A 12,486-nucleotide genomic window follows, 5' to 3' on the forward strand; every position below is an offset into this window, starting at 1 on the left:
GTCTCCGCGAACATACGAGATTAAATCTTGCGGGAGACATTCGAGCGGCGACCATCAAATGCGCAGCCGAACAGCTGTTCCCGCAAGGTGAAAGCACAGGCATGATGCCTGGCGCTATGTGATCCTGTTTCTTTGTGTTTGCCGAGCGTGTGGCAGGGGAGCCACACCCAAACTGGGGAACGCCTTGTTTAAGATCGCCAAAGCCAATGCTGCCGCACCCTTGATGCCCGGCTCGCTGGACTACAACAATCATAATCACGACATGTTGGCGCAGTTTTCCGTCTCCGAAAGCTGGATCGGGGACTTTTCGACTGGAGTCATCAGGCTCGGCGAGTGGAGCGCGATGCTGCACGGTCTCTCGGCGCAGGAATGCGGCCTGTTGAGCCTGGTGCGCTGTTACGATCCCAAGGACCGCAACCACGTTCTGCAGCTCTTCGAGCAGGCTGCGACGCTTTCCTCATCCTTCTGCTTTTCGACGACCATCATCATGCCGAACGGCTTTCGCCAGCCGCTCTTCTGCATGGGCGAATCCAACGGGCTGGAAGAAAAGTACAGCGGCAGCATGGTCGGCGTTTTCGTCTTCCCGCGCTTCAAGCTGGAAGGTGCCAGCCAGATCGCCAGCCGGCAGTAAGCGCGCTTTAAACGTGGGCTTGCTCCTCGTGCTGCCGACAGGATCAATCCGGAGAGCCTCATGGGCAGGGAAAGCGCATCTCCGACCGATGCGGGTCACATCTTTCCCGGGATACGATGGGAGGATGCCGCCAGCGAAAGTTCCGGCTGGTCGCCGACTGGCCTTGCCGCACTTTCCCTTAGATTGAGTGAGAGCGAATCCACCGCATTCATGATCGTCCAGGCGGGACGGCTGGTCTATCAGTGGGGCGATCTTACGCTCAAATCCAGCGTCGCCTCGGTGCGGAAAAGCCTGATCAACGTGTTATACGGCATCTTCATCGCCGAGGGCCGGATCAACGCGAATGCGACGCTCGCAGATCTTGATATTGACGACACCGAGCCCCTGACGCCGGCAGAGCGGCAGGCAACCGTCATGAACCTGCTGATGGCCCGATCCGGTGTCTATCTGCCTTCGGTCTACGACACGGAGAAGGGACGCCCGGCGAGAGGAAGCCATCCGCCGGGAACGCACTGGTTCTACAATAACTGGGATTTCAACGTCCTCGGCACGATCATCCAGCGCGCGACAGACCAAAATCTGTTTGACGCCTTCGTGTCGCGGCTCGTCCTTCCGCTCCAGATGGAAGATTATGCGCCGGGAGACGGCTGGTTCCAGCATGGTCCTCAATCATTGCACCCGGTCTATAAGATCAGTATGTCGGCCCGCGATCTTGCGCGGGTTGGGCTGCTTTATCTGCGTTCCGGCTGCTGGGGAGACAAGCAGATCGTTCTCGAAAGCTGGGTCAGCGACAGCACCGCCATTCATTCGGAAGTCGGCGCCGGGCATGGTTATGGCTATCTCTGGTGGGCCACAGAAGCGCACGCCGGGGGCGACAGCATGGCGACACACGTGCCGATGTTCTACGCCAGTGGATGGGGTGGTCAGTATCTGATCGTGCTGCCGACGCTCGATCTTGTCATCGTTCACAGATCCGCCTCGTCCAAAGGGAGCGGCAGCGGTGCCAGCCATGTCCAGATGGGCGCAGTATTGCGCCTCGCGCTAGCTGCGATGAATGGGCAAGGTTAGGCCGACCCAAGACCGGCCTAACGTTCAATCCAAAATCAGGCCAAAGCTCAGGCCGGCTTGACCGGAATGTTGAGGCCCTTCTCGCTCGCCGGGCGGGCGATGCAGCGCTGCAGCCAGTCCATGACGGCGGGGAATTTCGCATAGTCCAGCACTTCACGGCCGCCATAGAAGATATCGGCGCCGCGGATCCACGGGAAGGTGGTGATGTCGGCGATGGTGTATTCGTCGCCCGTGATCCACTGGCGGCCCTGCAGGCGGCTTTCCAGCACGCCCAGCAGGCGCTTGGCCTCGTCGCGGTAGCGCTCCACCGGGTAGGAATTGTTGGCGACCTTGTCGGCGGCGAATTTGTAGAAATGGCCAAACTGGCCGAACATCGGCCCAATGCCGGCCATCTGGAAAAAGACCCACTGGATGGTTTCATAGCGGCCCGCGGCATCAGCCGGGATCAGCTTGCCGGTCTTTTCCGCCAGATAGAGCAGGATGGCGCCGGATTCGAAGAGCCCGATCGGCTTTCCATCCGGGCCATTGGGATCTACGATCGCGGGGATACGGCCGTTTGGGTTCAGCGATACGAATTCCGCCGTCTTCTGATCCGTCGTCGCGAAGGACACATAATGGGGCTCATAGGGCAGAGCGAGCTCCTCCAGCGCCACTGAAATCTTCACGCCATTCGGCGTCTGAAGCGAAAAAAGCTGGATAATGTCGGGGTTTTTCGCCGGCCAGCGGCTGGTGATCGGAAATGCGGAAAGATCTGCCATCGGTTTCTCCTTGGGTGAGGCGGCGACCATAAAAGACAGCCGCCATGCAAGGCAAGCCAACCGATCGTTTCATATTAGTGAACAAACTGTCCGCTGACGTTTATCTTTCCCCAACGTCAGAAAAAGGCGAAATAGAGGGCATCCGAGGTCCAACACGGTGCCGGGGCATCAAGACCTCAAGAGCCATTCAACGGAGCAACGTTCATGTCGAATACGAATAACGCCCTCATCCTTCTCGCCCGCATTCTTCTGTCTTTCATGTTCATCCTTGCCGGCTTCGGCAAGGTGACCGATGCTGCCGGTACTGCCGGCATGATCGCCGGGGCCGGCCTGCCGGCAGCAACCCTCCTGGCCTATGTCGCAGGCCTCTTCGAACTGCTGGCCGGCCTTGCGGTTCTCACGGGCTTCCAGGTCCGTATTGTCGGCTGGCTGCTCGCCGGCTTCTGTGTCTTCACGGCCGTTGTCTTCCATCTGCCCTACGCAAGTGGCGCCGAACTCGTGAATATCCTCAACCAGATCATGGTCATGAAGAACATCACACTGGCCGGCGCGTACATCCTGCTCGCCACCGTCGGTGCCGGTGCCTATTCGATCGACGCACGCCGCGGCCTGCAGGCCGTTGCCGCCCGCTAATTCCATTTCCTCCCAAACACAAAAACCCGCCGTCTCTCCTGACGGCGGGTTTTGCATGTTCAATAACGTGATCAGAGAACCGAGCGGACAGCCTCGACGATCGCCGTCACCGTGGGCGTATCGGCATGGGCATCCTTGCGGGCGCGCACGAGGCAGGCTTCCGAGCGCAGGATGACGCCATCGGAGAGCACCTTGAGGTGATTGGCGCGCAGTGTGGAGCCGGTAGAGGTGATATCAACGATGATATCGGCCGAGCCCGAGGCAGGAGCACCTTCCGTCGCACCGAGGCTTTCGACGATGCGATAGAGCTGGATGCCGTGCTGGCTGGAGAAGAACTGCTGGGTCAGGCGCCAGTATTTCGTGGCGATTGCCAGACGGCGGCCATGACGGGCGCGGAAATCGGCAGCGACGTCGACGAGATCGGCCATCGTATCGACATCCAGCCAGATTTCCGGCACGGCGACGACGACATCGGCATGGCCGAAGCCGAGCCGGGCACAGAACTCCACCCGCTTGTCGGCCTCCGCCAGTCCCTCGCGCACGAGGTCTTCGCCGGTGACGCCGAAATCGATGGAGCCGTTGCCGAGTTCGCGGGAAATTTCCGAGGCCGAGAGGAAGGCGATTTCCACATCGTCCCAGCCTTCGACGCGGCCGCGATAGGAGCGGTCATTGCCGACGGCATAAATTTTCAGGCCAGCGCGCTCGAAGATATCAGAGCAGTCGTCCTTCATGCGGCCCTTGGAGGGAAGCGCAATGGTGATTGTCATGCGGCTGCCCTTTCGGTTTCGATACGGTCGAGCCAGAGGGAGAAACCGACGGCGGGAATACGGTCCTTGGCACCGAGGAAGGTCATCAGCCTGTCGAAACGACCGCCACCGGCCAGAACCGCCGACGAGCCCTCGACCATCACCTCGAAGACGAGGCCGGTATAATAATCAAGCGGGCGGCCGAAAGCGGCGCGGTATTCGATGAGCGAGAGATCGACGCCGGCATTGGAGAGTGCAGCGACACGGCCATCGAAGCGGGCCAACGCATTGCCGAGCTTCAGCCCCGCCGCGTCGGCGAAATGCGAGAGTGCTGCCGAAGCATTGACCAGCGGTACGTTGAGCGACAGGAACTTTTCCAGCACCTGGAAGGCCGCATCATCGAGACGGGTCTCGGAGAGGACGAGCTTTTCCTTGAGCCGCCGGGCGATCTCCTGCGGCGAGCGGCTGGCATTGGTGGAATAGCCGGTCGCCTGCATCGTCTCGTCGATATAGGAAATCAGCGCCGTTTCATCCTCGAGGCCGACAAGGCCTGCGACATGATCGTCGAGGCCGGTGACGAATTGCGGGCTCACGAGACCCGCCAGCAGGCTCTCAAGCTGGATCATATTGCCGAAGGCATGGATCAGCCGCTTCTGCCAACCGAGCGGCAGGCCAAGAGCCTGCACGACGGCCTCGAATACGGCCTGATCGCCGATCGTGACGGCGAGCTGCCGGCCTGGTAGCAGGCGAGAGAGAATGCCGACGGCATCGCCGATTGCGCGGGCATCAGCGCTGGCGAGATTGATATCGCCGAGATCTTCGATGCCGGCCTGATAGAACTCGTTGCTGCCGTCGCGGCGCTGGCGGAAGACTTCGCCGAGATAGGAATAGCGCTTCGGCGTGCCCGTTGCGCTCTCGATATGGCGGAGACACACGGGGATGGTGAATTCCGGGCGCAGGCAGAGGCTGGCGCCGGTTTCGCTTTCCGTCATGAAGATACGCCGGCGAAGATCTTCGCCGGCGATATCGAGAAAGGGTTCGGCCGGCTGGATGACCGGTGTGTCGATACGCTCCGCCTTGCGGGCGGAAAATTCGTCCAGAAGCTCGCCGGAGAAATCAGGAAGGTTGATCAGGGCCATATCAGCCCGCCCTCTTCCGGTCCTCCGCCTGGGCGGCGAGGATTTCCTTCACCTTGGCGATCAGATCGGCTTCCGCAACGGTTTCCTGTGCCACGCGCGCCTCGCGCCACGTCGTATTGTCCTCGATCTCGCCGGAGAGGCGCTTGCCTTCGATCAGATCCTTGATCTGCACGACGCCCTGCGCACGCTCGTCACCGCCCTGAATGATGGCGATCGGGCAACCGCGGCGGTCGGCATATTTCAGCTGATTGCCGAATTTCTTCCAGTTGCCCTGGAACATCTCGGCGCGGATGCCGGCGGCACGAAGCTCCTGCGTGAAGCGCTGGTAGCGGCCCATCGCCCCGACATCGCCGTCCATGACGGTGACCAGCACCGGCTCGATAATATCCTGCTGGCCGAGCTTGCCGAGGTTCTTCAGCGCCGTCATCAGGCGCGAGACGCCGATCGAGAAGCCAGTGGCCGGCACCGGCTGGCCCATGAAGCGGGAGACGAGACCGTCATAGCGGCCGCCGCCGCCGACGGAGCCGAAGACAACCTTTTCGCCCTTTTCATTGGTGACGTCGAAGAGCAGTTCAGCCTCATAGACCGGACCGGTATAATATTCGAGGCCGCGGACAACAGAGGGATCGATCTTGATGCGGTCGGACTGATAGCCGGCGCTGGTGACGAGCGCGCCGATGAAATTCAGCTCCTCGACGCCTTCGACGCCCTTCCCGGTGCCGGCGACTAGCTCTGCCAGCTGGGCGGCACTTTCAGCATAATCCTTGATGCCGACGAAGAAGAGAACCTTCTCGATCTGGCTCTGGTCAAGGCCGGCACCCTTGGTGAAGTCGCCGGATTCATCCTTGCGGCCGGGGCCGAGCAACAGGGCCACACCTTCCGGGCCGAACTTGTCGAGCTTGTCGATCGCGCGCAGCACATTGAGGCGCTGGCCGGCCTTGTCGTCGCCGCCGAGGCCGATCGCTTCCAGCACGCCGTCCAGAACCTTGCGGTTGTTGACGCGGATGACATAGTCGCCGCGCTTGATGCCGAGAGCTTCCAGCGTATCGGACATCATCATGCACATTTCGGCATCGGCCTGAACGCCCGGTGCGCCGACAGTATCGGCATCGAACTGCATAAACTGGCGGAAGCGGCCCGGACCCGGCTTCTCGTTGCGGAAAACGTAGCCGGCGCGATAGGTGCGGTAGGGAAGCTGGATCTCGTTGAAATTCTCGGCGACATGACGGGCGAGCGGCGCCGTCAGGTCGTAACGCAGCGACATCCACTGCTCGTCATCGTCCTGCAGCGAGAAGACGCCCTCGTTCGGGCGGTCGCTGTCCGGCAGGAACTTGCCGAGCGCATCGGTATATTCAAGCAGCGGCGTTTCGACCGGATCGAAACCATAATGCTCGTAGACCTCGCGGATCTTCGCGGTCATTTCGTTGACGGCGCGGAGATCGGCTGCTGAGCGGTCGACGAAGCCGCGCGGAAGGCGGGCCCTGAGCTTTTGCGGTTTCTTCTGCTTGTCGTTCATTTCGGGGAAATTCCACATATGTGACAGTGGCGGTTTCCTAGCGGATTGGGCGGGTAGCGGCAAGGGCAAGGGCCTTGATGTGGCGACCAGAATCAATGGATCGATGCGGAAAGGACCCGATATCAGGATATAGCCATGATCGCGGAAGCGCTTCAGTATCTCGCCACAGCAGCGCTTACGGGCAGCGCGCACCGCCGCTTCGTGCGCTATTCGGTCAATCTGTGGTCGCGCGCCGGCCGCTGCAGCCGCGAATGGGCGGCCCATGAGGCCAACAGCAAGAAGGCCATTTCCGCCGCGATATCAGGCCTGTCGCAGCGGCGGACCGCTGTCGTGCTCGGCTCCGGATTGCTCCGGGACGTGCCGATCGAGGATCTGGCTGAGAGCTTCGATACGGTGGTGCTCGTCGATCTCGTGCATCTCGCATCCGTGCGCCTGCGGCTGAGTGGCAAGCGCTATCGGAACGTGCGGCTGATCGAACGCGATCTCTCCGGCTATGACGATCTCAAGGTAGGACAAGATCCCGAGCCGCTCGGCTTCCTGCGCAGCGTGCCCTATCTCGATTTCGTCGTTTCCGCCAACCTGCTCTCGCAGATCGGCCGGGGCGTCAAACGACAATATGAAGCAGAGGCTCCATCCGGGATGCCTGAATATACCGTCGAGCGGCTGATAGCGGCGCATATCGAGGGGCTGGCAGTGCAGCCCTGCCGCACCTGCCTGGTGACCGATATCTCCTACGTGGTCATCGACCGGACCGGCAAAGTACATGAGGAAGCCGACCTGCTGCATGGCGTGGCGCCGCCCGAGGCGAAGGCCGGCTGGGACTGGCCCGTCGCACCGTTTGGCGAAGAAAGCCGTGACTACCAGATCGTTCACAAGGTCATTGCTGCCTGGTGAGCGGCTTGGCTTTTCGCCTGGGCTTGCCTATGTTTCTCGCATGCGCGCTTTGGCTCTCATGACGATGTTTTTCGGCTGGCTGGTCTACAGCACCCTATCCGCATGGGCAGGCTGTCCAACCTGCGCATCGATGAACACTGCGGTTCAGGCCGAAGCCAGCGTGACGCATCATCACATGGAGGGCATGGCCATGCCCGATATGGCGGCTAAGGCCGATTCTGCGAAAGACCCTTGCTCCACAGGCGTTGCCCATATGCCGCTTTGCGCCGCCTGCATGGTGCTGCCGCCGGCCGATCTGCTTGCCGATGGCGGCAAGCATGTTTTCGCCTATCCGTCTCCTGCGCTCGACCGGGCGCTCAGGGACAACAGGCCCACACCACAGGCGCCGCCTCCCCGCTTCGTCTGACGATCCCTTTTTGCAGAACGGCAGCGATGCGCTGCCATCAGACCCTATTGTCAGACAGAGGAAGGAATACTCATGTCTCTGAAAATCATCGCCCTTTCCGCCAGCATCGCCTTTGCTGCGCCGGCCTTTGCCGAGGATATGCCGACCATGGACATGTCCAAGCACATGGGCGGCCACGGCCCATCCAGCCAGGCTTTCACGGAGGCCAATGACAGGATGCACAAGGATATGATGATCAAACTGAGCGGCGATACCGATGTGGATTTCGTCCGCAGCATGATCCCTCACCATCAGGGAGCGATCGACATGGCAAAGATCGAGCTGCAGTACGGAAAGGATCCGGAAATCCGCAAACTTGCCGAGAGTGTCGTCAAGGCGCAGGAGGCTGAAATCGCCGAGATGAATGCCTGGCTGAAGGCGCACGCCAAATAAGTCGGCAGCAAAGAATAAGGGCCGCCGTCGGAACGGCGGCCCTCTTCAATCAGTCCTTTGCTTGATCAGGCTTTGGGCTCGAAATCGACCGGGCGGCGGCCGGCGGCCTGGCGGGAAAGCATCCAGCCCGGATATTCCGGAGCAAGGGCGCTGACCTCATCGAGTTTTTTGATCTCCTCTGCATCGAGCTTCAGCGTGACGGCAGCAAGGTTCTGGTCGAGCTGATCGACGCGCTTGGCGCCGATGATGACGGTCGTGACGAAGGGCTTCGCGAGGATATAGGCAAGCGCCACCGTGGCGACGCTGACGCCATGCTTTTCGGCGATTTCGCGCATGACGGCGACACAAGCCCAGGCCCGATCCTTGTCGACAGGCGGGAAGTCGAAATTGGCGCGGCGGCCTTCACCATTGCCCGGTGCGCCCGGACCATACTTGCCCGAGAGCAGGCCGCCAGCGAGCGGCGACCAGACCATGAGGCCGAGCTTTTCTTCCTGCAGCAGCGGCACGATATCACGTTCGAGGTCACGGCCGGCAATCGAATAATAGGCCTGGACGGTCTCAAAACGGGCATAGTCCTTACGCTCGGAAATGCCGAGCGCCTTGGCGATGCGCCATGCCTGCCAGTTGGACACGCCGACGTAGCGGACCAGGCCGCGGGAGACGAGATCGTCGAGCGCGCGAAGCGTCTCGTCGATCGGCGTGACCGGATCGGTGGCATGGATCTGGTAGAGATCGATATGATCCGTCTGCAAGCGCTTGAGGCTTGCCTCGACGGAATCCATGATATGGCCGCGCGAGGCGCCGCGGTCGTTCGGCTTGTCGCCCATAACGCCATAGACCTTGGTGGCGATGACGACATCCTTGCGCGGCACGCCAAGGTTCTTCAGTGCCTGGCCGAGCAGCCGCTCGGATTCACCAAACGAATAGACGTCTGCGGTATCGATGAAATTGACGCCGGCATCCAGTGAACGCTGGACGATCTCATCGGCCGCCTTCTGGTCGACATCGGCAATGGCGCCCCAGGGGGTGCCTTGCTTGGCCTCACCGAATGTCATGGTTCCAAGGCAGATTTCAGATACGAAAAGTCCGGTATTTCCGAGTTGATTGTAACGCATGTCGAGAAATTCCCTTGTGTCTGCCGCAATAGGGGCTTGCGGACTGCTGAACTCTATTTTTTGATTATTGGCCTGCGCGTAACAGGCACAGCCGGGGCTGGCTGCAAGGTGAGGCACTTTTCATGTAGGTCGCCGGCCCGCGTTTTTCAACGGAACACGGCCCCGTGGAGACGCCCTTGTCTCGACACAGGCTGGGAATAGATTGCCCGCCTATATCGACAGGGCGTATTTCTAGAGGTGTGTATATGACCGCCCGACCATTGACGACGATCGGTTTCGATGCCGATGACACACTCTGGCAGAACGAACATTATTACAGACTGACGGAAGAGCATTTTACCCGGCTTCTCGCTGATTTCGCCGAGGGCGCGAAGATTTCCGAGCGGCTTCTCGAAGCCGAAAAACGCAACCTCGCCCATTATGGTTTCGGCATCAAAGGCTTCACGCTGTCGATGATCGAAACGGCGATCGAAATCACCGAGGGCAAGGTGCCCGCGAGTGTGATCGCCAAGATCCTCGATACCGGACGCGACCTTCTGTCCCATCCGGTCGAAACCCTGCCGCACGTGCGCGACACGCTGGAAACGCTTGCCGGAAAATATCTGCTGGTGGTGATCACCAAGGGTGATCTCTTCGATCAGGAGCGCAAGCTCGCCCAGTCCGGACTTGGCGACTACTTCGATGCTGTCGAGATCGTCTCCGACAAGACGGCGGTCACCTATCGGCGCATCTTCTCCAAGGTCGGCGACGGGCCGGAGCGGGCGATGATGGTTGGCAATTCGCTGAAGTCCGATATCGTGCCGGCCATTGCCGCCGGCAGCTACGGTGTCTTCGTGCCCCACGAGCTCACCTGGGTCCTGGAGCGGGTCGAGGAGCCGAAAGACGCGCCGCGCTTCCGCAGGATTGTCCATCTCGGCGAATTGCGCGGGCTGATCGACGGGCTTGGCTAAAGCATCCTTACGCAATTCCAGACGCAAAACCGCTGCACAGTTTTGCTAAAATTGCTCTCGGTTATTACCGCTTCGGAAAAAGCGACGGCCGCTCCTCCTGTTGAGGCGCCGGCTTCACCGGCTGAGGAGCCGCGGCGAGCGGTTCGATCAGGATGCTGTAGGGCGCGCCCAGCCCGCGGCGCGGCGAGACCTTGGAATAGTAAGGGCGCAGCAGCCAGGTAGCGTTTTCCTTGACGGTCGTCTCGTAGCTGGTGCCGTCCTCGTCCGTCCCGAAAAAGGCTTCGTCATCGGGTTTCGACAGATCGAAGATCGCGAGATAGGCGAATTTGCTCTTTGTCTCGAAGCTGATCTTCACATGCTGGCCGACGCGCACGGGCAGCGTATAGACGTGGCTGTTGCCGAACTTGGTCCAACCCTTCAATTGCATGGTCACGGCGGGGAACTGCAGCTTTTCGATTTTCTCGCCCGGGTCGAGTTGCGGCGTCTGCGCAATGGCTGCGGAGGCGGACAGGAAAAGTGCTGTGGCAAACACAAGAAGCGGCTTCATGGGCGCGCCAATGCTGCGCGCATTGCCTCCACTTCAGCGCGACAGAAGCAGCCCTCGAGATGATCGTTGACGAGACCCATAGCCTGCATGAAGGCATAAACTGTGGTCGGTCCGACAAAGGTCCAGCCGCGCTTCTTCAAATCCTTGGAAATCCTGACTGACGTGGCGGTGGTCGGATTGGCGACGATATGCTGGCGGTCGACGACGGCAGGCCGATCTTCCTGGCGCGGCTCATAGTTCCAGAAGTAGCGGGCGAGAGTGCCGAATTCGCTCCTGAGATCGATTGCGCGACGCGCATTGTTGATCGTCGATACGATCTTGCCGCGATGGCGGATGATGCCGGCGTCAGCAAGGCAGCGAGCGATATCCTCGTCGCCGAAGCGCGCCACCTTCTCGAAATCGAAGCCGGCGAAAGCGGCGCGGAAATTCTCGCGCTTGCGCAGGATCGTCAGCCAGGAAAGACCGGACTGAAAGCCTTCGAGACAGATCTTTTCGAAGAGCCTGATGTCATCGGTGACCGGCCTGCCCCACTCCTCATCGTGGTAGCGCAGGTAGTCGGGCAGATTCGCATGCCAGTGGCAGCGGCTCTTGCCATCCTCGCCGATGATGATGCCGGTTTCGCTCATATTTTCTTCTCGTTTTGCGGCTGTGAATCCGGCTTTACCATTTGCAAACCTTCTTTCCAAACCGAACGGTAACCCTGACGAAAAGTTTATTCCGTCCGTCGCCTTTTAATGAATCCGTATTTACCATTCGCTGGCGAACGCGGTGGCAGCATGACCGCAGGCGGACAATTCCGCCAGCGCATTTTCGGTCATTTGTAGAGAGTTCGTCCGATGATGAAACCCCTTGTCCTTGCCGCAACCATGCTCGGCATTCTGTCCACGGCCGCCCTTGCAGACGACCGCTACGCCTCCCGTCCGCCCGTGGTGTTGAGCCCCGATCTCACCGCCCCCTGGATCAACCAGCTCGGCGGCGGTTCGGTTCGTCCCGTCGTCTACCAGCGGCCGGTCGTCGTACAGCAGCGCGGCCTTTTCCAGCGCCGGACGTACATCCAGCGCGCGCCGCAGCCGGCACCGCAGACCGTGTCGGCCATCCGTCCCGGCGTCCCCGTCATCCGTGGGCAGGTCGAGCCGCAGTTCCTGCCGCAGATCGTCGATTACGATACGAAGGAAAGGCCCGGCACGCTTATCATCGACACCAACAACCGCTTCCTCTACCTCGTCGTGGATGGCGGCAAGGCCCGCCGCTACGGCGTCGGCGTCGGCAAGCCCGGCTTCGAATGGGCAGGCGCCCACAAGATCACCCGCAAGGCGGAGTGGCCGGATTGGACGCCGCCCTCGGAAATGGTGAGCCGCGAAGCCGCCAAGGGCCATTATCTTCCCGCCCGCATGGATGGCGGCCCGGAAAATCCGCTCGGCGCCCGCGCCATGTATCTCGGTTCCACGCTCTACCGCATTCACGGCACCAATGCGCCCTGGACGATCGGCAGCGCCGTCTCCTCCGGCTGTATCCGCATGCGCAACGAGGACGTGGTCGACCTTTATGATCGCGTCAATATCGGCACCCGCGTCATCGTGATGTAAAGGCCAAATAACGCCAGCGGACGGCAAGAACAGCCGCCCGCTTGACAACAAAAAACCGTGTCCCT

The 12,486-nt window shown here is 60.7% G+C and carries 15 protein-coding genes; 8 read left to right on the plus strand and 7 right to left on the minus strand.

Annotated features, from left to right (window positions below; translation table 11 throughout):
* Nucleotides 1-184: 184 nt before the first annotated feature.
* Both ACR9ZQ_RS21965 and ACR9ZQ_RS21970 read left to right on the plus strand, forming a co-directional pair.
* Nucleotides 185-631 (plus strand): hypothetical protein, encoded by a 447-nt coding sequence (locus ACR9ZQ_RS21965; protein ID WP_310378593.1) that lies wholly within the window; start codon nt 185-187, stop codon nt 629-631.
* Nucleotides 632-691: 60 nt separating this feature from the next.
* Nucleotides 692-1,699, plus strand: a complete 1,008-nt coding sequence (locus ACR9ZQ_RS21970) for a serine hydrolase domain-containing protein (RefSeq protein WP_310378596.1) — start codon at nt 692-694, stop codon at nt 1,697-1,699.
* A 47-nt stretch (nt 1,700-1,746) separates the two neighbouring features.
* Here the strand turns inward: ACR9ZQ_RS21970 and ACR9ZQ_RS21975 are convergent, their stop codons facing one another.
* On the minus strand, nt 1,747-2,457 hold the full coding sequence (locus ACR9ZQ_RS21975; RefSeq protein WP_481428816.1) for a glutathione binding-like protein: 711 nt from the start codon (nt 2,455-2,457) through the stop codon (nt 1,747-1,749).
* A gap of 204 nt (nt 2,458-2,661) precedes the next feature.
* Here ACR9ZQ_RS21975 and ACR9ZQ_RS21980 point away from each other — a divergent pair, with 204 nt between their 5' ends.
* A complete protein-coding gene (locus ACR9ZQ_RS21980) occupies nt 2,662-3,090 on the plus strand; it encodes a DoxX family protein (protein ID WP_007814196.1) in 429 nt (142 codons plus the stop codon).
* Nucleotides 3,091-3,161: 71 nt separating this feature from the next.
* Here the strand turns inward: ACR9ZQ_RS21980 and hisG are convergent, their stop codons facing one another.
* The 3 genes from hisG to hisS are packed head-to-tail and all read right to left on the minus strand — an operon-like array spanning nt 3,162 to nt 6,491.
* On the minus strand, nt 3,162-3,857 hold the full coding sequence (gene hisG, locus ACR9ZQ_RS21985; RefSeq protein ID WP_007814195.1) for an ATP phosphoribosyltransferase: 696 nt from the start codon (nt 3,855-3,857) through the stop codon (nt 3,162-3,164).
* Complete coding sequence (locus ACR9ZQ_RS21990) at nt 3,854-4,975, minus strand: ATP phosphoribosyltransferase regulatory subunit (RefSeq protein ID WP_310378602.1); 1,122 nt, start codon at nt 4,973-4,975, stop codon at nt 3,854-3,856. The genes hisG and ACR9ZQ_RS21990 overlap by 4 nt, the downstream gene beginning before the upstream one ends.
* A 1-nt stretch (nt 4,976) precedes the next feature.
* Nucleotides 4,977-6,491 carry a histidine--tRNA ligase gene (hisS, locus tag ACR9ZQ_RS21995; protein WP_481428817.1) on the minus strand — a complete coding sequence of 505 codons (1,515 nt, stop codon included), beginning with the start codon at nt 6,489-6,491 and terminating at the stop codon, nt 4,977-4,979.
* Between the two features lie 135 nt (nt 6,492-6,626).
* On the opposite strand from hisS, the gene ACR9ZQ_RS22000 reads away from it, so the two are divergent.
* The 3 genes from ACR9ZQ_RS22000 (at nt 6,627) to copM (ending at nt 8,223) form a co-directional block, all read left to right on the plus strand.
* Nucleotides 6,627-7,385 carry a hypothetical protein gene (locus ACR9ZQ_RS22000; protein WP_481428818.1) on the plus strand — a complete coding sequence of 253 codons (759 nt, stop codon included), beginning with the start codon at nt 6,627-6,629 and terminating at the stop codon, nt 7,383-7,385.
* Between the two features lie 40 nt (nt 7,386-7,425).
* The gene (locus ACR9ZQ_RS22005; RefSeq protein WP_481429350.1) at nt 7,426-7,791 is read left to right on the plus strand and encodes a hypothetical protein; all 366 of its coding nucleotides are present in this window, start codon (nt 7,426-7,428) and stop codon (nt 7,789-7,791) included.
* A 72-nt stretch (nt 7,792-7,863) separates the two neighbouring features.
* Nucleotides 7,864-8,223 carry a CopM family metallochaperone gene (copM, locus tag ACR9ZQ_RS22010; RefSeq protein WP_481428819.1) on the plus strand — a complete coding sequence of 120 codons (360 nt, stop codon included), beginning with the start codon at nt 7,864-7,866 and terminating at the stop codon, nt 8,221-8,223.
* Nucleotides 8,224-8,288: 65 nt separating this feature from the next.
* Here copM and ACR9ZQ_RS22015 read toward each other — a convergent pair whose 3' ends face one another.
* Nucleotides 8,289-9,338: an aldo/keto reductase gene (locus tag ACR9ZQ_RS22015; protein WP_037110113.1), complete on the minus strand. Its 1,050-nt coding sequence runs from the start codon at nt 9,336-9,338 to the stop codon at nt 8,289-8,291.
* Between the two features lie 245 nt (nt 9,339-9,583).
* On the opposite strand from ACR9ZQ_RS22015, the gene ACR9ZQ_RS22020 reads away from it, so the two are divergent.
* Nucleotides 9,584-10,288, plus strand: a complete 705-nt coding sequence (locus ACR9ZQ_RS22020; protein WP_113323880.1) for an HAD family hydrolase — start codon at nt 9,584-9,586, stop codon at nt 10,286-10,288.
* A gap of 64 nt (nt 10,289-10,352) precedes the next feature.
* Here ACR9ZQ_RS22020 and ACR9ZQ_RS22025 read toward each other — a convergent pair whose 3' ends face one another.
* Together ACR9ZQ_RS22025 and ACR9ZQ_RS22030 are read right to left on the minus strand one after the other, a co-directional pair.
* Nucleotides 10,353-10,835 carry a hypothetical protein gene (locus tag ACR9ZQ_RS22025; RefSeq protein WP_481428820.1) on the minus strand — a complete coding sequence of 161 codons (483 nt, stop codon included), beginning with the start codon at nt 10,833-10,835 and terminating at the stop codon, nt 10,353-10,355.
* Nucleotides 10,832-11,461 (minus strand): DNA-3-methyladenine glycosylase I, encoded by a 630-nt coding sequence (locus tag ACR9ZQ_RS22030; protein ID WP_310378613.1) that lies wholly within the window; start codon nt 11,459-11,461, stop codon nt 10,832-10,834. Before ACR9ZQ_RS22030 ends, ACR9ZQ_RS22025 begins: the two co-directional genes overlap by 4 nt.
* Before the next feature lie 210 nt (nt 11,462-11,671).
* Here ACR9ZQ_RS22030 and ACR9ZQ_RS22035 point away from each other — a divergent pair, with 210 nt between their 5' ends.
* Complete coding sequence (locus tag ACR9ZQ_RS22035) at nt 11,672-12,421, plus strand: L,D-transpeptidase (RefSeq protein WP_481428821.1); 750 nt, start codon at nt 11,672-11,674, stop codon at nt 12,419-12,421.
* Nucleotides 12,422-12,486 lie beyond the last annotated feature (65 nt).

It is taken from the genome of Rhizobium sp. KNZ14-9A, assembly GCF_056755015.1.